At 74.3% G+C, this 19,908-nt stretch carries 24 protein-coding genes; 19 read left to right on the top strand and 5 right to left on the bottom strand.

The features are described 5' to 3' along the window. Window positions 1–87: 87 nt before the first annotated feature. A complete protein-coding gene (locus IEY71_RS05340) occupies window positions 88–657 on the bottom strand; it encodes a carboxymuconolactone decarboxylase family protein (RefSeq protein WP_189084223.1) in 570 nt (189 codons plus the stop codon). A 9-nt stretch (window positions 658–666) separates the two neighbouring features. Then, complete coding sequence (locus IEY71_RS05335) at window positions 667–1,737, bottom strand: hypothetical protein (RefSeq protein WP_189084222.1); 1,071 nt, start codon at window positions 1,735–1,737, stop codon at window positions 667–669. 291 nt (window positions 1,738–2,028) lie between these two features. Here IEY71_RS05335 and IEY71_RS05330 point away from each other — a divergent pair, with 291 nt between their 5' ends. Then, window positions 2,029–2,814: a sigma-70 family RNA polymerase sigma factor gene (locus IEY71_RS05330; RefSeq protein WP_189084221.1), complete on the top strand. Its 786-nt coding sequence runs from the start codon at window positions 2,029–2,031 to the stop codon at window positions 2,812–2,814. Window positions 2,815–2,927: 113 nt separating this feature from the next. Then, complete coding sequence (locus IEY71_RS05325) at window positions 2,928–3,161, top strand: histidine ammonia-lyase (protein ID WP_189084220.1); 234 nt, start codon at window positions 2,928–2,930, stop codon at window positions 3,159–3,161. A gap of 42 nt (window positions 3,162–3,203) precedes the next feature. Here IEY71_RS05325 and IEY71_RS05320 read toward each other — a convergent pair whose 3' ends face one another. Then, on the bottom strand, window positions 3,204–3,521 hold the full coding sequence (locus tag IEY71_RS05320; RefSeq protein WP_189084219.1) for a DUF4190 domain-containing protein: 318 nt from the start codon (window positions 3,519–3,521) through the stop codon (window positions 3,204–3,206). 259 nt (window positions 3,522–3,780) lie between these two features. Here IEY71_RS05320 and IEY71_RS05315 point away from each other — a divergent pair, with 259 nt between their 5' ends. The 17 genes from IEY71_RS05315 to IEY71_RS05235 all read left to right on the top strand — a co-directional run bounded on the left by IEY71_RS05315 (window position 3,781) and on the right by IEY71_RS05235 (window position 18,121). Continuing rightward, the gene (locus tag IEY71_RS05315) at window positions 3,781–4,626 is read left to right on the top strand and encodes a flagellin N-terminal helical domain-containing protein (RefSeq protein ID WP_194483594.1); all 846 of its coding nucleotides are present in this window, start codon (window positions 3,781–3,783) and stop codon (window positions 4,624–4,626) included. A gap of 113 nt (window positions 4,627–4,739) precedes the next feature. Beyond that, window positions 4,740–6,131, top strand: coding sequence for a flagellar filament capping protein FliD (gene fliD / locus IEY71_RS05310; protein ID WP_189084218.1), 1,392 nt, complete (start codon window positions 4,740–4,742; stop codon window positions 6,129–6,131). 22 nt (window positions 6,132–6,153) lie between these two features. After that, the gene (fliS, locus tag IEY71_RS05305; RefSeq protein ID WP_189084217.1) at window positions 6,154–6,555 is read left to right on the top strand and encodes a flagellar export chaperone FliS; all 402 of its coding nucleotides are present in this window, start codon (window positions 6,154–6,156) and stop codon (window positions 6,553–6,555) included. Next, on the top strand, window positions 6,545–6,958 hold the full coding sequence (locus tag IEY71_RS05300) for a hypothetical protein (protein ID WP_189084216.1): 414 nt from the start codon (window positions 6,545–6,547) through the stop codon (window positions 6,956–6,958). The genes fliS and IEY71_RS05300 overlap by 11 nt, the downstream gene beginning before the upstream one ends. Before the next feature lie 248 nt (window positions 6,959–7,206). Beyond that, window positions 7,207–7,551 (top strand): flagellar basal body rod protein FlgB, encoded by a 345-nt coding sequence (locus tag IEY71_RS05295; RefSeq protein ID WP_189084215.1) that lies wholly within the window; start codon window positions 7,207–7,209, stop codon window positions 7,549–7,551. Between the two features lie 13 nt (window positions 7,552–7,564). After that, a complete protein-coding gene (locus IEY71_RS05290; RefSeq protein WP_189084214.1) occupies window positions 7,565–7,957 on the top strand; it encodes a flagellar basal body rod protein FlgC in 393 nt (130 codons plus the stop codon). Next, entirely contained in the window at window positions 7,957–8,283 is a 327-nt protein-coding gene (fliE, locus tag IEY71_RS05285) for a flagellar hook-basal body complex protein FliE (RefSeq protein ID WP_189084213.1), read from the top strand. The genes IEY71_RS05290 and fliE overlap by 1 nt, the downstream gene beginning before the upstream one ends. After that, entirely contained in the window at window positions 8,283–9,851 is a 1,569-nt protein-coding gene (fliF, locus tag IEY71_RS05280; protein WP_189084212.1) for a flagellar basal-body MS-ring/collar protein FliF, read from the top strand. The genes fliE and fliF overlap by 1 nt, the downstream gene beginning before the upstream one ends. Next, window positions 9,848–10,864 (top strand): flagellar motor switch protein FliG, encoded by a 1,017-nt coding sequence (gene fliG, locus IEY71_RS05275; protein WP_308426124.1) that lies wholly within the window; start codon window positions 9,848–9,850, stop codon window positions 10,862–10,864. Before fliF ends, fliG begins: the two co-directional genes overlap by 4 nt. Further along, complete coding sequence (locus IEY71_RS05270) at window positions 10,848–11,450, top strand: FliH/SctL family protein (RefSeq protein ID WP_189084211.1); 603 nt, start codon at window positions 10,848–10,850, stop codon at window positions 11,448–11,450. The genes fliG and IEY71_RS05270 overlap by 17 nt, the downstream gene beginning before the upstream one ends. Beyond that, window positions 11,447–12,763: a FliI/YscN family ATPase gene (locus IEY71_RS05265; protein WP_189084210.1), complete on the top strand. Its 1,317-nt coding sequence runs from the start codon at window positions 11,447–11,449 to the stop codon at window positions 12,761–12,763. The genes IEY71_RS05270 and IEY71_RS05265 overlap by 4 nt, the downstream gene beginning before the upstream one ends. After that, window positions 12,760–13,182 carry a flagellar FliJ family protein gene (locus IEY71_RS05260; RefSeq protein ID WP_189084209.1) on the top strand — a complete coding sequence of 141 codons (423 nt, stop codon included), beginning with the start codon at window positions 12,760–12,762 and terminating at the stop codon, window positions 13,180–13,182. The genes IEY71_RS05265 and IEY71_RS05260 overlap by 4 nt, the downstream gene beginning before the upstream one ends. Further along, a complete protein-coding gene (locus tag IEY71_RS18520; RefSeq protein ID WP_189084208.1) occupies window positions 13,182–14,063 on the top strand; it encodes a C40 family peptidase in 882 nt (293 codons plus the stop codon). The genes IEY71_RS05260 and IEY71_RS18520 overlap by 1 nt, the downstream gene beginning before the upstream one ends. Continuing rightward, complete coding sequence (locus IEY71_RS05250; protein WP_189084207.1) at window positions 14,060–15,421, top strand: flagellar hook-length control protein FliK; 1,362 nt, start codon at window positions 14,060–14,062, stop codon at window positions 15,419–15,421. Before IEY71_RS18520 ends, IEY71_RS05250 begins: the two co-directional genes overlap by 4 nt. A gap of 10 nt (window positions 15,422–15,431) precedes the next feature. Beyond that, complete coding sequence (locus tag IEY71_RS05245; RefSeq protein ID WP_189084206.1) at window positions 15,432–15,857, top strand: flagellar hook assembly protein FlgD; 426 nt, start codon at window positions 15,432–15,434, stop codon at window positions 15,855–15,857. 82 nt (window positions 15,858–15,939) lie between these two features. Continuing rightward, window positions 15,940–17,100, top strand: coding sequence for a flagellar hook protein FlgE (locus IEY71_RS05240; RefSeq protein ID WP_189084205.1), 1,161 nt, complete (start codon window positions 15,940–15,942; stop codon window positions 17,098–17,100). 31 nt (window positions 17,101–17,131) lie between these two features. Further along, on the top strand, window positions 17,132–18,121 hold the full coding sequence (locus tag IEY71_RS05235) for a bile acid:sodium symporter (protein ID WP_189084204.1): 990 nt from the start codon (window positions 17,132–17,134) through the stop codon (window positions 18,119–18,121). Here the strand turns inward: IEY71_RS05235 and IEY71_RS05230 are convergent. Beyond that, complete coding sequence (locus tag IEY71_RS05230) at window positions 18,105–18,455, bottom strand: cupin domain-containing protein (protein WP_189084203.1); 351 nt, start codon at window positions 18,453–18,455, stop codon at window positions 18,105–18,107. The two genes, IEY71_RS05235 and IEY71_RS05230, sit on opposite strands and share 17 nt — an antisense overlap. A gap of 64 nt (window positions 18,456–18,519) precedes the next feature. Next, a complete protein-coding gene (locus IEY71_RS05225) occupies window positions 18,520–19,905 on the bottom strand; it encodes an NAD(P)/FAD-dependent oxidoreductase (protein WP_229781533.1) in 1,386 nt (461 codons plus the stop codon). Window positions 19,906–19,908 lie beyond the last annotated feature (3 nt).

Here is a 19,908-nt window from a genome sequence, read left to right as displayed (position 1 = left end):
ACGCACTTCACGCTCCGGCGGAGATGCACACGACGTTCCCAGCGTGCCCCGCGGTCAGGCCCGCGGGCGGAGAGAGGGGGAGGGCGCTCACGTCGCGGCGCGCAGCGCCTCGGCGAGCTCCGGAGCGAGCCCGGGCACCTCGTCGACCGGCACCGCGAGGGCGAGCAGCGCCCGGCTGAAGTAGTTCCGGGCCGCGGCGGCGAGGGTCAGGTCGACGATCTGCCGGTCGCTGAAGCCCGCGTCGCGCAACTCCTGCGTGTCCGCATCCGTCATGGCCGCGGGATCGCGCGAGAGGCGCTCGGCGTAGCGGATGACGAGCCGCTCGTCGTCCCGGAATCCCGAGTCGTCGCCCGCGGCGAAGGCGGCGAGCCCGGCCTCGTCGACGACCTCCGCACGGAGCGCCTTCCGCCCGTGCGCGAGCAGGCAATGCTCGGAGCCGATGGCGCGCGCCGCGCCGAGCGTCGCCGCCTCGTACAGGCGGATGCCGATCGACGGCACGACCGCCCGGACCAGCGCCTCGAACGCCCGGTACGCCTCGGGGTTGGTCGCCATCGCCGCGGTGTGCGCGTAGACGAGGCCGTCGGCTCGCAGGTCGTCGTCGTAGAGCTCGGCGACCGTGCCCGTCGCGGACTCGGCCGCGGGTGGGGTGATGATCATGGCCGCAGGCTAGGCCCGCGCACCCGCGACCGCGCGGATCGGCGGACGGATGGCCGCGACCCGTGAGAGCCCGGCGCCGGCCGACCACTCCCGCGCCGGCAGCTGCGCCTGCGCGACCGCGCTCGCCCAGATCCGGGTGGCGAAGCCGCCCCGGCGGGCGAGGGCTTCGGCGATCGCGTCCTTCTGCGGCTCGTCGAGATCGGCGAAGGGAGCGAACAGCGCGAACACGGCTCGCGTCTCCCGCCCGTCGAGCTGCTCGCGACAGGCCGTGACGACCCCCTCCGGCAGCGCCTCGACGTAGGCCTGCAGATCGGCGGCGAGCCGACGGTCGAGACGGCCCTGCGTCGGGCGCGGCAGCTCCTCGTCCGCGGCCACGGCGCCCCACAGCTCGAGTCTCGCCTCGCGGCGGGTCACCCGGCCGCGTTCGAGCCGGTCGAGCAGCCGGTCGCAGGCCCCGCCCGCGGCGGCCCCCGAGAGGCCCGCGGCCGCGGCATCCGCGGTTCCGTCGCTCGTGGCGCGCGCGTCGACCGCCCGCGAGAGCAGCACGTCGACGACGTCGGCGTCGTAGCGGTCGATCGAGAGCGGCTTCGAGAAGCCCTCGACGAGGTGGAAGCGCTCCACCGGGCGGTGCCGCGGATTGAAGTCCGGCCCGAGGCGCACCTCCTCGGCGAGCGCGGCGACCGCGCGGCTCGACAGCGAGCGGCCGAGCACCGCCTCCTCCGCCGCGACGCGTTCCTTCAGGATGCGCAGCGCCTTCGCCGTCTCGTGGCGGACCGGCCCGTTCACGAAGCGGGAGCACACGGTGGTCGCCACGCGCTGCACGATCGCGCCGGGGACGGGATGGCCCGCCTCGAGCCGTTTCGCGAGCTCCAGCAGGGTCTCGCCGATGGCGTCCTGCACGTCGGCGTCGCCGAGGCCCATGCGGGAACGCAGCCCGCGCACCGCCCGGACGGTCTCGTCGAGGAGCTCCGCAGCGGCCCGGCGCACCTCGTGCGGGTCGTCGCTCGCGAGATCGACCGTCCAGTCGCGCGGGGCCTGGACGGGCTGCGCGTTCCCGGCTGGGCGGTCGAGGTGTTCCACGCGCCCATCGTGCGCGGCGCCGAATCGCCGGAGGCCCCCGCGGATCCCCCGGATCCGACGCAGTGGTCGCCGCCGATCCACCGGCCCCGCGAATCCGGCCGTCTCCCCCGCTGCGCGGCGCGATCCCCACCGGATCCCGACGCGGCATCCGCCGAAGCGATTCAGAGATCCCGCGCCGGAATTCACCGGCCCCGCGTCCGGGGGCCGCGGGAGCGCCGCCGCGCATGTACTGAGCGCCGGGTGACCGTCGCGGGAGCGCGACGGCCCGGCACTGAGAGTGAGGGACCCCCGGTGAAGACCGACGAACGCGATCGGATGATCGTCGAGCACCTGCCGCTCGTGGGCTTCCTGGTGTCGAAGGTGATCGCGAGCGCCACCCACCTCTCCCGCGACGATCTCGCGCAGGCGGGCGCCGTCGCCCTCGTCAAGGCGGTCGACGCGTACGACGCCGAACGGGGCGTGCCGTTCGGCGCCTATGCGCGCGAGCGCATCCTCGGTGGCATCCGCGACGAGATGCGCGCCACCGACTGGGCGAAGCGCAGCACGAGGCAGACCATCAAGGAGACGGTCGCCGTGCAGGAGCAGCTGACCGCCGCCCTCGGCCGCCGCCCCTCGACGGGCGAGCTCGCCTCGGCGCTCGGCGTCGACCGCGCGACGGCCTCCGAGTACGAGGGCCTCGCGTCCCGCCGGGTCGGCCCCTACGACGAGGCCTTCGTCGGCGACGAGGCATCCGAGGTCATGCTCCCGGAGGCGGAGCTCGTCGTGCGCGAGCGGATCGAGTTCGCGCACGCCGCGGTCGCCGCGCTGCCCGAGCGGCTGCGCTACGTGATCGAGGAGATCTACTTCCACGACCGTGCGGTCACCGAGCTCGCCGAGGAACTCGGCGTCACGCACTCGGCCGTCTCGCAGCAGCGCAGCGAGGGTCTGCGCCTCCTGCGCCTCGGCGCCGCGGGGTACCTCGCGGACGAGACCGAACTGCCCCTGCAGGTGCCGGCCCCGAGCACCTCGCGGGCGAAGAAGTACCTCGACGACCTCGGCGGCGCCTTCGGCGGGCGCCGCAGCACCACACTCGCCTGAGCCGGGCACCCCCTGGCCCGGCTCAGGTGACCCTCCCGATCGCGCCCCGTCGTGCACTGATGGCAGACTCGGACCCTGACCGCGATGGTCGGGCGCAGCGCGAGGAGGAGCCGATGGGCGTCGTATTCCCGGACGGGGAGATCTCCGTCACGACCGCGGGCGGCGACGTCGTCCTCCTGCGCATCTGCGATCTGTGCGGCGCAGCCGTCGTCGAAGCCGAGGGCACCGACCTCTCGTTCCACAAGCGCTGGCACCGGGCGACCGGCTCCGGCAACTGGATCGACCCCGCGACGGGCCGGCTTCACGGCCCAGGGAACCCGCTGATTCCCGGCACCTCGTCGGACTGAGGCCGCCGCGGCATCTCCGCCCGCCGGCCGCTCCTCGAACGTCTACGACGTCCCGGCGCTCGCGGCGGCCACGATGCCGATCACGATGACCACGGCGAAGACGGCGGCCCAGACGAGCAGGATGAGCCCGCTGATCACGACGCCCGTGATCGCCATGCCGCGGCCGGCCGGTTCCTTCTTCAGGCCGATGAATCCCAGGATGAGCGACAGCAGCGGGAGCAGGAACGTGAAGCCGAAGACGATCGACACGAGCGCCAGCACCATCGAGGTGATGCTGAGCCCCCGGGGCGGGGGCGGCGGAGCGGCGGCCAGCACGAACTGCGGCGGGAGCTGAGGCGGGGAGGGCGGCTGGTTCGTCATTGGGATCCTGCTCGGTTCGAATACGGTCGACGTGCGGGTGCGCGGGCCAGGAATCCAGGTCGCCACGCTTGACGCGATGGTATCCCGAGCGTAGCGGATCGATCCCGAGGCGCCCACGCGGCGCTGACTCCCCGCCGTCCTCGTGACCCCCGGAGGCGACGAGGCCCGAACCGCAGCTAACGGACCCGGATGCCGCGACCGAGAGTGGCTCTCGACGGTCCACGGATGGACCGCGACCGATCAAGGAAGAGATCACACCATGGGTATGCAGATCAACACCAACGTTGCGGCGTTCAACGCGCACCGCAACCTGACCAACACGCAGAACGAGCTGTCGAAGTCGCTCGAGAAGCTCTCGAGCGGTCTGCGCATCAACCGTGCTGCCGACGACGCCGCGGGCCTCGCGATCTCGGAGGGCCTGCGCTCGCAGATCTCCGGCACCAAGGTCGCGGCGCGCAACGCGCAGGACGGCATCTCCGTCATCCAGACGGCGGAAGGTGCGCTGACCGAGGTTCACAACATCCTCCACCGCATGCGCGACCTCGCGGTGCAGGGCGCCTCCGACTCGAACAACACCGAGTCGCGCGCCGCCATCCAGAAGGAAGCCGACGCGCTGAGCCTCGAGCTCTACCGCGTCTCGGAGGGCGTGAACTTCAACGGCATCGACCTGCTCAAGGGCGGCTCGCTGAACTTCCAGGTGGGCGCGGGCGACACCGCGAACGACACGATCGCGATCAACCTCGCGAACGTGGGCACCTCGGTCGGCACGCTGGCCTCGGCCGACGGCACCGCCGCCGGTGCGGGCTTCGTCGTCACCAGCAACGCGACCGCGAACACCACGCTGACCTCGATCGACACCGCCATCACGGCGATCTCGACCGCTCGCGCCGACCTCGGTGCGCAGCAGAACCGCTTCGAGTCGACCATCCGTACGCTGAACGTCTCGGCCGAGAACCTCTCGGCGGCCGAGTCGCGCATCCGCGACACGGACATGGCGGCCGAGATGGTCAGCTACACCCGCGCCAGCATCCTCTCGCAGGCCGGTACCGCGATGCTCGCCCAGGCCAACCAGGCCAACCAGGGCGTGCTGAAGCTCCTCGGCTAAGCCGCAGGGATCACCTGACCGAACCCGGCGGTGACCGAGGCGCTGCACTCCGCCCCGTCACCGCCGGGTTCGTCCCGTTCCACCGCACCACGACCGACCGCAAGGAGCAACGCATGGGGATCTCCCTCGACGGCCTCGTGAGCGGCCTCAACACGACCGAGCTCATCGCGAAGCTCATGGCCGCCGAGGCCGCGCCGCGCGCGCTCCTCGTGCAGAGCAAGGCGAAGGCCTCCTCCGTCGTCACCGACCTGCTCTCGCTGAACGCGCGCCTCGCCTCCCTCATGGAGCTCGCTCAGGGCGCGGCGAAGCCCGAGGCGCTGTCGAAGTTCACGACCTCCGCGACCGACCCCTCCGTCTCGGTCGCGACCCGCCCCGGCGCCTCCGCCGGCGGCATCGACCTCACCGTGACCCGCGTCGCGAGCGCGCACGTCATGGTCTCGGCCGCGATGCCGAGCCTGCCCGGCGTGCCGCCCGTGCTCACGATCGTGCGCCCCGACGGCACCCGCACGCAGCTCGTCGCGAGCAGCAGCTCGATCGAGGACGTCGCCCGCGCCGTGAACAACGCGGAGCTCGGCATCCGCGCCACCCGCATCCAGGCCGGCACCGACGCCGGCGGCGCGGCCCTCTCGCGACTCCAGCTCGCCTCGACCGAGACCGGCGCCGCGGCGTCCTTCCGCGTCTTCATCGGCAGCGAGGCCGACGTCGACGCCGGCACCGCCACCGAGCTCACCGATCAGCCCGGCGCGGCCCTGCTGCGCCAGGGCGCCGACGCCCAGGTCACCCTCTTCGCCGGCACCGCGGCCGAGCAGCAGCTGACCAGCGCCTCGAACACCTTCACCGACCTGCTCCCGGGCGTCGACGTCACGATCTCGAAGGTCACCTCCGCCCCGGTCACGATCGACATCGCGCCGAACACGAAGGAGTCGGCCACGGCCGCGCAGGCGTTCCTCGACAAGATCAAGGACGTGCTCGCCTTCATCGACGCGAAGTCCGCGAGCACGAAGTCGACGGATGCCTCGGGCAACCCGATCACGGTCGTCGGCAGCTTCACGAGCGACTCGAACATCCGCACGCTCCGCCAGGCGCTCGTCTCGGCCATCCAGGGCCCGGTCGCCGGCAACTCGATCGCCCCCTTCGGCATCAGCGTCTCGAAGGACGGCGAGCTCGAGTTCGACGCCGAGAAGTTCCAGAAGGCGCTCGAGACGAACCCGGCCGCGGTGCGCTCGGCCTTCGCCACCGTCGCGACCCGCATCGAGGAGGTCACCGACCGGTACGCCGACCGCTTCGACGGCCTGCTCACCAAGCAGATCCAGGGGCGCCAGACGACGATCGCCGACATGGACAAGCAGATCGAGTCCTGGACGCGGCGGCTCGAACAGCGCGAGGCGACCCTGAAGCGCACCTACTCGGCGCTCGAGGTCGCCCTCAGCAGCATGAACAAGCAGTCCGACTACCTCGCCTCGCAGCTCGCGAACCTGCCGACGTGGTCGAACTCGAACAAGTGATCCCCGCCCGGAAGGAGTCGGCATGACCGATCGGCTGAACGACTACCAGCGCACCGCCATCCTCTCGGCGAGCCCGGCGCAGCTGCTCACCATGCTCTACGACCGGCTGCTGCTCGACCTGGACCGCGCCGAGCAGGCCCAGCTCGCGGAGCAGTGGGGCGAGGCGAGCGCGCAGCTGCTGCACGCCCAGGACATCGTGAGCGAGCTGCAGCGCACCCTCGACGTGCGCGTCTGGGACGGTGCGAGCCGGCTCATGGCGATCTACGACTACGTGTACCAGTCGCTCGTGCGGGCGAACATCTCCCGCGACGTGGAGCTCACCCGCGAGTGCCAGGCCCGGCTCGAGCCGCTGCGCCAGGCGTGGCACGAGGCCGCCGCGATGCCGGTCGCCGCGCCGGTCGGCGGGGTCGCCCGTGTCGGCTGAGCCGACCGGCCCGGCCGAGCAGCACGATCCGGCCGAGCAGCACGATCCGGCCGAGCAGCTCGATCCGGCCGCGCAGCTCGGCGCGGGAGCGGATGCCTCGGAGACGGCCGCATTGGGGGCGGCCGCCTCGGAGCCGCCCACGGGCTGGGCCCGATGGCTCGACGAGCTGGAGCTGGCGCTCGCGGCGGACGGCCCCGCCACGCTCCCCGAGCCCGCGGGACTCGACCGTCTGCCCGCCGAGCTCGCCGCCCGGGCCGCCGCCCTGCGCGAGCGGATCGACGCGCGCGCCGCCGAGCTGCGCCGAGACCGCGACGACACCGCCGCCGAGCTCGCCCGGCTCGGTGCGGCGGGGGCCGCGGCATCCTCCGCCCCGCGCCCCGCCTACCTCGACGCCACCGCCTGAGCGGCCCCGTCCTCTCTCCTCCGGTCCGGCCTCCCTGCCCTCCGGGAGGAGATCGTCCCGTCGGGAGGATGCCAGCGGCCGAATCATCCTCCCGCGGTGCGAATCTCCTCCCACCCGGTGCACACCCCGCGCACCCGAGCGGCACCGCAGCTAACGGCGGCGGCACCCGCGACCGAGAGTGACCTTCGAGCACGGATCGCTCGAGACGAGGCCAGGGATCGGCCCCCACCACGCACCCTGGGAGGATCGTGCTCGAATCCGTCTCCTCGCTCGCCCTCGCGAGCGCGCTCGACGGCCTCGCCGAGCGCCAGCGGGCCATCGCAAACAACATCGCGAACGTGAACACGCCGTTCTACACGGCCAAGCGCGTCCAGTTCGAGGACGCCCTCGCCGCCTCCATCGAGGCCGGCGACGGCCGCGTGCGCGCGACCACCCAGAACTCGCTCGAGCCGACCAAGCTCAACGGCAACAACGTCAACCTCGACACCGAGACGCTGTCGAACATCGACACCGTGCTGCGGTACCAGTTCGCGGCGCAGGCCGCGAACGGCCAGTTCACCTCACTGCGCACCGCGATGCGCACCAACGGATGACCCGGAGGACCCCATGACCTTCGACGCGATCGGCATCGCCGGCTCCGCTCTGACCGTGCACCGCAAGTGGCTCGACGCGGTCTCGGACAACCTCGCCAACATCAACACGGCCACGCCGACGAACGGCGACGCCTTCCAGGCGCGCTACGTCATCGCCCAGGCCGGCGAGGGCACCTCCGGCGTGTACGTGCAGGGCGCCGCGTACGGCGACGCCGAGGGCCGCATGGTCTACGAGCCGGCGCACCCGCTCGCCGACGCGGAGGGCTACGTGCGGTACCCGGACATCGACCTGTCCAGCCAGATGGGCTCGCTGATCATGGCGCAGCGCGGCTACCAGGCGAACGCGGCCGTCGTCGACCGCGCCCGCGAGACCTACATGTCGGCCCTGCAGATCGGACGCAGCTGATGCCCATCCCCGGAGTGAACGGCGTGCAGGCCGGTGTGCAGGCGGTGGCGCAGAGCGGCTACCTCGAGGCGGACGCGAGCCGCACGAGCGGGGTCGCCGGCACCGGCGGCGCAGCCTTCGCGGGCGTGCTCGGCGCCGTCGACGGCGCGCAGGCGCTGCAGGCCGAGTCGAAGACGCTCGCGCTGAAGGCCGTCACGGGCGACCTCACCGACATCCACCAGGCCACGCTCGCGTCCTCGCGCGCGGCCGTCACGCTCGAGCTCGTCGCCGCCGTGCGCAACAAGGGTGTCGAGGCGTTCAACGAGATCATGCGGATGCAGGCCTGATGCCCGCCCCCGTCAAGGCCGGGCTCGCGCGGATCGGTGCGTTCGTCGGCGGCTTCAGCACCGCGCAGCGGGTGCTCGCCGTGCTCGCGGTCGGCCTGCTCGTGCTCGGCGTCGTCGGGCTTGCCGCCTGGCTCACGAAGCCGTCGTACACGCCGTTGTTCAGCGGGCTGTCCGGCTCCGACGCGAGCGCCGTCGTCGAGCAGCTGCGCTCCGGCAACGTGCCCTACGAGCTCGCCGACGGCGGCACCACGGTGCTCGTGCCCGAGCAGGTCGTCTACGAGGAGCGCATCAAGGCGGCCTCGGCCGGCCTCCCGGCGAACTCCGACGGCGGCGGCTACGCGCTGCTCGACGACCTCGGCATGACGACCTCCTCGTTCCAGCAGTCGGTGACGTACAAGCGCGCCATCGAGGGCGAGCTCGCGTCGACGATCAAGGCGATGAAGGACGTGCGCTCCGCCTCAGTGCAGCTCGCGCTGCCCGAGGAGACCGTGTTCGTCTCCGAGAAGGTCGACCCGACGGCATCCGTCTTCATCGAGACCGACGCCGGCACGACGCTCTCGACGACGCAGGTCAACGCGATCACGCACCTCACGAGCGCCGCGGTCGAGGGGATGAAGGCCGAGGACGTCGCGGTCGTCGACGCGAACGGCAACGTGCTGTCCGCGGTCGGCGTCGGCGCATCCGGCGGGGCCGAGAGCCGCGCGGCCGACTACGAGACCCGCACCACGACGGCCGTGCAGCAGATGCTCGACCGGATCGTCGGCTCGGGCAACTCCAGCGTGGCCGTCGCCGCGACGATCAGCGACGAGTCCGCCGAGGTGACGACCGAGCGTTTCGAGGGAGCCGAGGACACCCCGGCGCTCAACGAGTCGGTGAACACCGAGACCTACACCGGCACGGGCGGCGCCCAGGCGGGCGTGCTCGGCCCCGACAACATCGCGGTCCCGGGCGGCACCGGCGGCGACGGCACGTACACCTCGGAGCAGCGGGTGCAGAACAACGCCGTCGACAAGGTCACCGAGACCCGCAGCATCCCGGCCGGCGCCGTCGCCAGGCAGACCGTGTCCGTCGCGATCGACCGCACCGCGGCGAAGGGGCTCTCCTCGAACGCGATCCAGGACCTCGTCGCCGCCGCCGCGGGCATCGACCGCCAGCGCGGCGACGCCGTGAACGTCGAGCTCGTCGACTTCAGCACCGCCGACTCCGAGCGGGCCACCGAGGCGCTGCGCTCGGCCGAGGCGCAGGCCGAGCAGGACCGCATGGCCGAGCTCATCCGCTGGGGCGCCATCGCCCTCGTGACCCTCGTCGTCGGGATCGTCGGTGCGATCGTCATCGCCCGCCGCCTGCGCCCGCGCCGCGAGCCGCTCGAGCTCGAGGAGGCCGTGCCGCACTACACGCAGGTGCTCGAGTCCGCGCCGGAGCCCATCGCCCTCGACGCGCCGACCGAGCCGATCGGCCCCGACCCGGCCGAGAGCCGCCGCAGCGATATCGCCCGGATGGCCCAGCAGGACCCCGAGCGCACCGCGAAGCTGCTGCGCGCCATGCTCGATGATCGGAGCGCCGGGTGAACGACGCCGCGACGATGACGGGCGCCCAGAAGGTCGCCCTCGTGCTGATGAACCTCGAGCGCGACCAGGCGGCCGCGCTGCTGAAGGAGTTCAGCGAGACCGAGGCCGAGGAGATCGCCGCCGAGATCATCCGGCTGCAGCGCGTCGACCTCGACGCCGCGGACCACGCGATCGCCGAGTTCCACGAGCTCGCCATGCGCGGCCGGCTCGCGGCCCGCGGCGGCCTCGACGTCGCCGAGGGGCTGCTCGAGTCCTCCTTCGGCAGCGAGCGCGCCACCGGCGTGATGAACCGCGTCGCCTCCTCGCTCGCCGGGCGCTCCTTCGAGTTCCTCGACGCCGCCGAGCCCGCCCAGGTCATCTCGCTGCTCGAGGCCGAGATGGCCGAGACCGTCGCCCTCGTGCTCACCCACCTGCGCACCCCGCAGGCCTCGAACATCCTCGCGGCGCTGCCCGACGTGCGCCGGGCCGACGTCGCCGAGTGCATCGCCGGGCTGTCGAGCGCGACGCCCGCCGCCGTGGCCATCGTCTCCCAGGTGCTGAAGTCGCGCGCCGCCTCGATGATCTCGCCGCGCAGCGCCGCCGAGGTGACCGGCGGCGTGCAGCCGCTCGTCGACATCATCAACCGCGCCCCGGTCGCGACCGAGAAGGCCGTGCTGGAGGCGCTCGAGCAGCGCAACCCCGAGCTCGCCGCCGAGGTGCGCAGCCGACTGCTGACCTTCACCGACCTGGTGCGCTTCGAGGACCGCGATGTGCAGCTCATCGTGCGCGGCATTGACATGGGCGTGCTCGCCCTCGCCCTCCGCGGGGCGCCCGCCGCCGTCGAGGAGAAGATCCGCGCCAACCTCTCGGAGCGCAACCGCGAGCTGCTGAACTCCGAGGTCGAGCTGCTCGGCCAGGTGCGCGTCTCGCAGGTCGAGGAGGCGCGCTCCGAGCTCGTGCGCACCATCCGCGAGCTCGCCGAGGAGGGCCGGATCACCGTGCAGCGAGGGGACGCCGATGAGTTCGTCTCGTGAGGCCGCGTTCGGCACGATCGACTTCCCGCGCATCGGGCGCCAGGGCGAGGCGGATGCCGCGGCCGAGGAGCGCGGCTACGCGCAGGGGCTCGCGGCCGCCCGCCGACGCACCGAGGCCGAGCGCGAGGAGCTGCTGACGGCGATCGCCGCGCAGGCCGCCGAGCGCGAGGCGCGCCGCGACGCCGAGCACCGGGCCGCGATCGAGGCGCTCGTGCTCGCCCGCACGGCGCTCGAAGCGGCGGCGCTGCCGGTGCTCGCCGCGGCCGAGCGGCAGCTCGCGGAGGGTGCGCTCGCCCTCGCCGAGACGGTGCTCGGCGCCGAGCTCGCCGCCGACCCCGACGGGGCGGCCCGGGCGGCCCTCGCCCGGGCGCTCGACCACGACGACGCGGCGCTCGTCACGCGGGTGCGGATGCATCCCGCCGCCCTCGCCCGCGTCGCCGCCGCGGCCCCCGAGCACCTCGAGCTCGTCGCCGACGCCGCCCTCGGCGAGGCGGACGCCGTCGCCGAGCTGCCCGACGGGCTCGTCGACGCCCGCATCGCCGCGGCCCTCGACCGGGCCCGCCGTGCCATCCGGGAGTCGCGATGACGACGCTCCTCGACGCCCCTGCCTTCCGCTCCGCCCTGGGCGCGGCCCGACCCGCCCGCCTCGGCCGGGTGCGCAGCGCCGTCGGTCTCGCGCTCGAGGTCGAGGGTCTGCCGCTCGCGGTGGGCGAGGTCGTCGAGCTCGGCGGCGCCTCCGCGGAGGTCGTCGCCGTGCGCCCCGGCGCGGCATCGTGCATGCTGCTCACCCCGCTCGACGCCCCCGCCGTCGGGCTGCCCGTGCACCGCGTCGCGGGCACGGCGACCGCCCCCGTCGGCCGCGGCCTCCTCGGCCGGGTGATCGACGGGCTCGGCCGGCCCATCGACGGCCGCGGCCCGATCCGCGCCGAGGCGCAGGTGCCGCTCCGGCATCCCTCGCCCCCGCCGCTCGACCGCGCCCGCATCGACCGGCGGCTGCAGACCGGGGTGCGCGTGCTCGACGCCCTCGTGCCGCTCGGCCGCGGCCAGCGGCTCGGCCTCTTCGCCGGTTCGGGCGTCGGCAAGTCGACCCTGCTGTCGATGATCGCCCGCGGCTCCGAGGCCGAGGTCTCGGTCATCGCGCTCATTGGCGAGCGCGGCCGCGAGGTGCGCGAGTTCCTCGAGGACGACCTCGGCCCCGCCGGCCTCGCGCGCTCGGTGGTCGTCGTGGCGACGGCCGACGAGCCCGCGCCGATGCGCCTGCGCGCCGCGCAGCTCGCCACCCGGATCGCGGAGCACGAGCGCGAGCGCGGCGCGCACGTCGTGCTCATGATGGACTCCCTCACCCGCGTCGCCATGGCGCAGCGCGAGGTCGGCCTCTCGGCCGGCGAACCGCCCGCGACGCGCGGCTATCCGCCCTCGACGTTCGCGCTGCTCGCGCGGCTCCTCGAGCGCGCCGGCGCCGGCACGAGCGGCTCGGTCACCGGGCTCTACACGGTGCTCGTCGACGGCGACGACCACAACGAGCCCATCGCCGACCAGGCCAGGTCGCTGCTCGACGGGCACGTCGTGCTCGATCGCCGCATCGCGGTGGCCGGGCGCTACCCCGCGGTCGACGTGCTCGGTTCCGTCTCCCGTGTCGCCGGCCGGATCACCCCGCCCGCGGAACTCGCCGACGCCGCCGCCCTGCGGCGCGCCCTCGCCGCCCGCACCCAGGCGCAGGACCTCATCGACGTCGGCGCGTACCAGCCCGGCGCCAACCCGCTCGTCGACGCGGCGCTCGCGAACGAGCACGCGATCGACGCGTTCCTCGGGCAACGGCTGGGCGAGTCGACGCCGCTGGAGCAGACCACCGCCGCCCTCGCGGCGCTCGTCGCTGCGATCGGAGGTGCCGCGGCATGAAGGGATTCCGCTTGGACGGCCTGCTGCGGGTGCGCCGGGTGCAGGAGGAGCGCACCGCGAGCGTGCTCGCCTCGCGCACCGCGAAGCTGCGCGACAGCGAGGCCCTGCGCGCCAGGGCGCAGCGCGAGCTCTCCGCGTACGGCGAGCCGGGCACGCAGCTCGAGACCCTGCGCGCGATCGCCGCGGCGCGGGCCTCGAGCGAGGCGATGCTCGCCGAGCTCCTCGCCGCGAGCACCCTGCTCGCGGCCGAGGTCGACGAGGCGAAGCTCACGCACGACGAGGCGCGCCGCCGCGTGCGCACCCTCGAACGCATGGAGGCCGCGCACGTCGAGGCCGAGCTCGAGACCGAGCTGCGCGTCGAACAGAACCGACTGGACGAAATCGCGAACGGGCGTCGTGCCCGCGGAGGGGAGGAGTGATGGCCGCCGTCGACGCCGTCGCCCGAATGCAGGAGATCAGCCAGACCGTCGCCGCGCTGCAGGGCCGCCAGACCGCCGCGAGCGACGGCACCGCCTTCGCCCAGGCGCTGCTCGCCGCGCTCGGCGCGAACGGGACCGCCGCCGCGAACGCCGCCTCCGGCGCGTCGCTCGAGCGGAGCGGATCGCTCGCCCAGGGCGTCACCGGCGAGGACCTCGTCGCCGAGGCGAAGACCTGGGTCGGCGTGCCGTACGTACTCGGCGGGAACGACCGTTCCGGCGTCGACTGCTCGGGCCTCGTGCAGCAGGTGCTCGCGAAGTTCGGCATCGACGCGGAGCGCCGCGTCTCGCTGCAGACCGATCTCGGCGTCGAGGTGCCGTCGATGGCGCAGGCGCAGCCGGGCGACCTCATCATCACGAACAATGCCGACCACGTCGTGATCTACGCGGGCGACGGCATGATCGTGCACGCGCCGTACGAGGGCCGCACGGTCTCGTACCAGAAGAACTACCTCGACGAGTCGGACGTGCTGACGATCCGCCGGGTCGTGCCGGATGCCGGGCAGCCCGCCGCGGCCGCTCCGGCGGCGGCCCCGGCGGGAGCCGGCGCGCTCGGCGGCGCGGAGCTCGCGGCGCAGCTGCAGGCGCTGCTGGCCTCGTCGAGCGGTGGGCTCACCGGGCTCGGGACGGCCGGGATGCTCAGCGCCCTGCTCGGGCTCGGGGGCACGGGCGGGCTCGGCTCCGGGCTCGGCTCCGGCCTCGGAGCGGGCGCCGGCCTCGGCTCGCTCGGCTCCGGCCTCGGCACGGCTGCGCAGGGCGCCGGCGGGCTCGGCGACCTCGTCGCCGCGGCCCAGCTGCAGGCCATCCTCCGGAGCGCCGCATGACCGCGATCGCCCCCGCGCTCCCCGCGCCCGCCCCCGCCGCGCGGACGGGCGGCCCCGCGAGCAGCGCAGGGGCCCACGACGGCGGCTTCGCGGCCGCGCTCGCGGGCGTCGCGGGCACCGCGCAGCAGCCGGACGCCTCGGGCACCGCTTCGGGCCCGGGAACCGGCCCGGCGCCCGACGGCGGCACCGGCACCGCGCAGCAACCGGCGAGCGAGGCGACCCTCGATGCATCCCTCGCCGCCGCACTCCCCGCGGCCTTCGCGCCGACGGCTCCCGTTCCGGCTCCCGCCGCGGAGCCCGGGCTCGGGCTGCCGCAGGCCGAGCCCGGCGCAGTCCAGGACGGCGCGCTCGTCGTGAGCGGCGCGGGCGACGGCGACGCTGCGGCCGATGCCGTGATCGCCTCGGCCGCTGCTTCGGCGCCCGCGTCTGCTGCGAGGACGGCCGCGAACGGCGAGGCGGCGAGCAGCACCTCGGCCGGCACGCCGGTCAGCGCCTTGGGCGTCGCCGGCGCCGGGCCCGCCGACGGCGTCGCCGGCGACGGGCTCGGCGGCCAGCCGGGCCCCGGGCTCGGCGGCGGCGCGAACGGCGAGGCGCCGGACGGCTCCCCGTCGAGCACCGCGCCGACGTCGGCGAACGCGAGCGGTGCGGCGCCCGCCGACCCCGCCGCAGCGGCGCGTCAGGGCCAGGCCACCGCCGACGGCACGGAGCGCGCTCGCGCCGGGGCCGAGGCATCCCCTCCGCCGCCCGGCTCGACCGTGCCCGGCGCGGCCGCACCCTCGGCATCCGCGACCGCCCCCGCGACGCCGGCCACGACGCCGACGGGCGAGGGGATCACCTCGCTCGCGGCATCCGCGCCGCCCGCACCGGTCGCGGTCACCGCACCCGCGGCGCCTGCCGCACCCGCCGCGGCCCCCACCGGGGCATCCGCCGCGACCGCCCCGCCGCTCGCCGAGCAGCTCGGCGGCCACCTCGTCTCCCTCGCCCGCCGCGGACCCGGCGAGCATCTCGTCTCGGTGCGCGTCGCCCCCGAGGAGTTCGGCCCGGTCACCGTGCGGGCCGTCGTCGGCGCCGACGGGCACGTGCGCGTCGAGCTGCACGCCCCGAACGACGCGGGCCGCGAGGCGCTGCGCCAGGCGCTCGGCGACCTCCGCCGCGACGGTGCGGCCGCCGGCCTCTCCGGCTCGCTCGACCTCGCCCCGCAGGACCGCGACGGCGGACGGCAGGCCGGCGACGACGCCCGCACCGCCGCCCCCGCCGAGGAGCCGCGCGCCGCCGCCGCGCCCGCGCGCACCCTCGCCCTGACCCCCGTCCCCACCGGACCGATGCCGCTCGGCACCGGCCTCGACGTGATCGCCTAGGAGGCACCGGATGACCGTCGACTCCGTGAACGCGACCGCCGGCAGCGCCGGTGCGAGCATGTACACCGGCCAGGTGGCGACCCGCCGGCCGAAGCAGGAGATGGACGGCGAGCTGTTCCTGAAGCTGCTCGTCACCCAGCTCGCAAACCAGGACCCGAGCTCGCCCATGGACACCAACGCCATGATCGGGCAGACCACGCAGCTCGCCACGATGGAGCAGCTGACGGCGCTGTCGAAGCGGCAGGAGGAGTCCTTCTCGCTGCAGATGCGCACCGCCGCGGCCGCCCTGATCGGCAAGGAGGTGGAGTACCTCGACGCCGACGGCAAGACCGTGAAGGGCGTCGCCGGCTCCGTGTCCTTCGCCGGCCCGATCCCGACCGTCGACGTCGGCGGGGTCTCCGTCGCGCTCGACAAGCTCTCCGCCGTCCGCACCTGACCCCGTCGCGGCATCCGCTCGCGACCGCACCGACCACCACGACCGACCCCGCGCTCCAGCGCACGACCGAAAGGACGCAACCGTGCTCCGCTCGATGTTCTCCGGGATCTCCGGACTCCGCGCCCACCAGACCATGCTCGACGTCACCGGCAACAACATCGCCAATGTCAACACCACCGGGTTCAAGGGCTCGGCGACGCAGTTCCAGGACACGCTGTCGCAGCTCATCCAGGGCGGCGGCGCGCCCGGCGCCGCAATCGGCGGCACGAACCCCGCCCAGATCGGCCTCGGCGTGCAGATCGCCGGCATCAGCACGAACTTCACGCAGGGCTCCGCGCAGGCGACCGGCCGCGCGAGCGACCTGATGATCTCGGGCGACGGCTTCTTCGTCGTCAACGCCGGTGGCGAGACGCTGTACACCCGGGCCGGCTCGTTCGACTTCGACGCGCAGGGCCGCCTGGTTTCGCCGAACGGCGGCTTCGTGCAGGGCTGGATGGCGCAGAACGGCGTCGTGAACCAGGGCGCCGGGCTGCAGAACATCACCCTCCCCCGCGGCGTCGTCGCCCCGGCCGTGCCGACCACCTCGGTGCGGTTCACCGGCAACCTGCCGCTGGACGCCGCGGCCGGCACCGAGATCGTCCGCGACATCGACGTCTACGACGCCTCCGGAAACGCTACGAGCGTCACCCTCTCGTTCACGCGCAGCGCGACCGGCTGGGACGTCGCCTCGGGCGGCACCAACCTCGGCGCGATGACCTTCGTCGACGGCCAGCCGACGGGCATCACCTCGGTCACCGTCGCCGGCGCGACGATCGACCTCGCCGGGGTCACCGGCTTCGCCGACCTCAGCACGCTGAAGGTCGCCGGGCAGGACGGCCGCCCCGCCGGCACGCTCGACGCCTACTCGATCGGCCCGGACGGCACGATCACGGGCACCTTCTCGAACGGTGCGACGCAGGCCGTCGGACGCATCGCCCTCGCGACCTTCGTCAACCCGGGCGGCCTCGAGAAGGCGGGCGACTCCTCGTACCGGGCGACCGCGAACTCGGGCGCCGTCGAGCTCGGCGCCGCCGGCGACCCCGGCTACGGCAAGCTCGCGAGCGGCTACCTGGAGATGTCGAACGTCGATCTCTCGCAGGAGTTCACGAACCTGATCATCGCGCAGCGCGGCTTCCAGGCGAACGCCCGGATCATCACCACGAGCGACGAGGTGCTGCAGGAGCTGACGAACCTGAAGCGCTAGCCGGAGGGCGCTCCTTCCCTAGGCTGGAGCGGTGCAGCGGGCGATCGAGTGGTGGGACCGGCACCAGCTCGCGCTCGCCATCGCCGCCATCGTCCTGGGCGCGGCGACCGGGCTCGCGGCGCCGGCCGTCGCGCCGGCGCTCTCCGCGGCGACGAATCCAGTGCTGGCGCTGCTGCTGTTCGCGACGTTCCTGGGCGTGCCGGTCGACGGGGTCGGGCGCGCGCTCCGCGACGCCCGCTTCCTCGGCACGGTGCTGCTCGTGAACTTCGTCGCGGTGCCGCTCCTCGTCTTCGGCCTCTCGCGCCTCGTCGCCGACGACCGGGGGCTGCTCCTCGGGGTGCTGCTCGTGCTGCTCACGCCGTGCGTCGACTACGTGATCGTGTTCACCGGCCTGGCCGGCGGGGCGCGCGACCGGCTCCTCGCCGCGACCCCGCTGCTGCTGGTGCTGCAGCTCGTGCTGCTGCCCGCATACCTCTGGCTGTTCGCCGGCGCGGACGCCCTCGCCCTCCTCGACCCCCGGCCGTTCCTCGAGGCGTTCCTCGTGATCATCGTCGCGCCGCTGCTCGCCGCCGCCCTCGTGCAGGCGCTCGCCCGGCGGCACCGCGTCGCCCGCGCGCTCGAGCGAGGCGCAGCGGGGGCGATGACCCCGCTGCTGATGCTGACGCTCGCCGTCGTCGTCGGCTCGCAGATCGCGGCCGTCGGCGCCGAGGCCGTCGCGCTCGCGCGGCTCGTGCCGCTCTTCCTCGGCTTCGCCGCGGTCATGGTGGGCGTCGGCATCCTGGCGGGGCGGATGGCCCGCCTCGACGTCCCGCGCACCCGCGCCGTCGTCTTCAGCGGGGTCACCAGGAACTCGCTCGTCGTGCTCCCGCTCGCCCTCGCCCTGCCGACGAGCCTCGCGATCGCGCCGCTCGCGGTCGTCACGCAGACGCTCGTCGAACTCGTGTGCCTGCTCGTGCTGGTGCGGCTCGTGCCGAGGCTCGTGCCCGCGCGTAGCGGCGCCCCGCTCAGTCGTCGATCGTGATGTAGGTCTTCCGCAGGGTCTCGTGCACGTGCCAGACGCCCTCCCAGCCGCTCGGCATCACGAGCGTGTCGCCCGCGCCGATGGTGGCCCGCTGCCCGCCCGTCGTCTCGACGGTGACGGAGCCCGAGAGGATCTGGCAGATCTCGGTGTAGCCGTCGCGGCGCGCGGTGAAGCTGCCGGGCGAGCACTCCCAGAAGCCGACCTCGGTGCCGCCCGCGCTCCAGAGCGGGCTCGTCGCCTCGACGACGCCGGGCGTCGTGGCGGTCGGCTTCGGGGCCGGCTCGCCGAGCTCGGCGGCGAGCGGCTGGGACTGGATGACGAACTCGACGGTCATGCTGGTTCCTCTCAGGGACGCGCCACCGGGCGATCGAGCGCGCCCGGGGCAATGGACGGACGCCTCAGTGCCGGCCGGCGATGAGGTCGGCGAGCCGGGCGGTCGGTGCCGTCGTGCGGCGCCCGGCGAACTCGGCCCGGTCGGCGTTGCGGTAGAGCCCGTAGATGCCCTGCACCGCGAGCCAGCGGAGCGGCTCGAACTCCCAGTTGCGCGCGCGGTGCCCCACCCAGGGCAGCCGCACGAGCTCGGTGTCGCGCTGCAGCACGAGGTCGGCGAGGGTGCGCCCGGCGAGGTTCGTCGCGGTGACGCCCGTGCCGACGTAGCCGCCGGCCCAGCCGAGCCCGGTCGAGGCATCCAGTCCCACCGTGGCGGCCCAGTCGCGCGGCACGCCGAGCACGCCGGCCCAGCCGTGCGCGATCGGCACCTCGGCCGCGGCGGGGAAGAAGCGGCGCAGCAGCGCCGTGAGCGACTCGATCGTCTGCGCCTGCGTCGCCCCGTCGGTGTCGACGCGCGAGCCGTAGCGGTACGGCACGCCGCGGCCGCCGAACGCGATGCGGTCGTCGGCGGTGCGCTGCGCGTACATGTAGACGTGCGCGAAGTCGCCGAGGGTGTCGCGGCCGGCCCAGCCGAGCTCGTCCCACACCGCGGCGGGGATGGGGTCCGTCACGATCATCGAGGAGTTCATCGGCAGCCAGCGCCGGTGCTCGCCCTTCAGGTTCGCCGTGAAGCCCTCGGTGGCGCGCAGCACGTGCCCCGCGCGCACGACGCCGCGCTCGGTGACGGCCTCGCCCGGCCGGATCTCGGTGACGAGCGTCTGCTCGAGGATCGGCACGCCGAGCGCCTCGACCGCGGCGGCGAGGCCGCGGGCGAGCTTCGCCGGGTGCACGCGGGCGCAGTGCGGGTGCCACACGCCGCCGAGCGTGCCGGCGACGTTCACGCGAGCGGCGGATGCCTCGGCCGAGAGCAGCTCGACGTCGGCGCCGGGCCACTCGGCCTCCGCCGCGGCGAACGCCCGCAGGCGAGCCAGCTGTGCGGGCGCGTACGCCACGTTGAGCTCGCCGCCCTTCACGAGGTCGGCGTCGATGCCTTCAGCCTCGGTGACGCGGGCGACCTCGTCGACCGTCTCGTTCAGGGCGCGCTGCTGGGCGATGGCGGCCTGGCGGCCGTGTGACTTCGCGTAGCGCTCGCGACCGCCGGTCACGGAGTTGGTGAGCCATCCGCCGTTCCGGCCGGAGGCGCCGAAGCCCGCGAAGCGCGCTTCGAGCACGACGACCCGGAGGTCGGGCTGGAGGGTCTTCAGGTAGTACGCCGTCCAGAGTCCGGTGTACCCGCCGCCGACGATCGCGACGTCGACGTCGAGGTCGCCGTCGAGTCCCTTGCGCGGCGCCGGGAGCCCCAGCTGCTGCCACCACCACGACACTCCGCCGTTGCCCGTCATCGTTCCCTCCATGCG

It is taken from the genome of Agromyces mediolanus, assembly GCF_014648575.1.
In the GTDB taxonomy this organism is placed as follows: Bacteria; Actinomycetota; Actinomycetes; order Actinomycetales; family Microbacteriaceae; genus Agromyces; species Agromyces mediolanus.
This window is presented reverse-complemented; position numbering and strand designations above follow the sequence as displayed.

What these genes read in the sequence shown, in the direction of transcription:
- IEY71_RS05340 (WP_189084223.1), bottom strand. Translation starts at nt 657, where the DNA reads ATGATCATCACCCCACCCGCGGCCGAGTCCGCGACGGGCACGGTCGCC.
- IEY71_RS05250 (WP_189084207.1), top strand. Translation starts at nt 14,060, where the DNA reads ATGACCGCGATCGCCCCCGCGCTCCCCGCGCCCGCCCCCGCCGCGCGG.
- IEY71_RS05225 (WP_229781533.1), bottom strand. Translation starts at nt 19,905, where the DNA reads ATGGAGGGAACGATGACGGGCAACGGCGGAGTGTCGTGGTGGTGGCAG.
- IEY71_RS05260 (WP_189084209.1), top strand. Translation starts at nt 12,760, where the DNA reads ATGAAGGGATTCCGCTTGGACGGCCTGCTGCGGGTGCGCCGGGTGCAG.
- IEY71_RS05265 (WP_189084210.1), top strand. Translation starts at nt 11,447, where the DNA reads ATGACGACGCTCCTCGACGCCCCTGCCTTCCGCTCCGCCCTGGGCGCG.
- IEY71_RS05245 (WP_189084206.1), top strand. Translation starts at nt 15,432, where the DNA reads ATGACCGTCGACTCCGTGAACGCGACCGCCGGCAGCGCCGGTGCGAGC.
- IEY71_RS05230 (WP_189084203.1), bottom strand. Translation starts at nt 18,455, where the DNA reads ATGACCGTCGAGTTCGTCATCCAGTCCCAGCCGCTCGCCGCCGAGCTC.
- fliE (WP_189084213.1), top strand. Translation starts at nt 7,957, where the DNA reads ATGCCCATCCCCGGAGTGAACGGCGTGCAGGCCGGTGTGCAGGCGGTG.
- IEY71_RS05290 (WP_189084214.1), top strand. Translation starts at nt 7,565, where the DNA reads ATGACCTTCGACGCGATCGGCATCGCCGGCTCCGCTCTGACCGTGCAC.
- IEY71_RS05270 (WP_189084211.1), top strand. Translation starts at nt 10,848, where the DNA reads ATGAGTTCGTCTCGTGAGGCCGCGTTCGGCACGATCGACTTCCCGCGC.
- IEY71_RS18520 (WP_189084208.1), top strand. Translation starts at nt 13,182, where the DNA reads ATGGCCGCCGTCGACGCCGTCGCCCGAATGCAGGAGATCAGCCAGACC.
- IEY71_RS05315 (WP_194483594.1), top strand. Translation starts at nt 3,781, where the DNA reads ATGGGTATGCAGATCAACACCAACGTTGCGGCGTTCAACGCGCACCGC.
- IEY71_RS05325 (WP_189084220.1), top strand. Translation starts at nt 2,928, where the DNA reads ATGGGCGTCGTATTCCCGGACGGGGAGATCTCCGTCACGACCGCGGGC.
- fliF (WP_189084212.1), top strand. Translation starts at nt 8,283, where the DNA reads ATGCCCGCCCCCGTCAAGGCCGGGCTCGCGCGGATCGGTGCGTTCGTC.
- IEY71_RS05320 (WP_189084219.1), bottom strand. Translation starts at nt 3,521, where the DNA reads ATGACGAACCAGCCGCCCTCCCCGCCTCAGCTCCCGCCGCAGTTCGTG.
- fliS (WP_189084217.1), top strand. Translation starts at nt 6,154, where the DNA reads ATGACCGATCGGCTGAACGACTACCAGCGCACCGCCATCCTCTCGGCG.
- fliD (WP_189084218.1), top strand. Translation starts at nt 4,740, where the DNA reads ATGGGGATCTCCCTCGACGGCCTCGTGAGCGGCCTCAACACGACCGAG.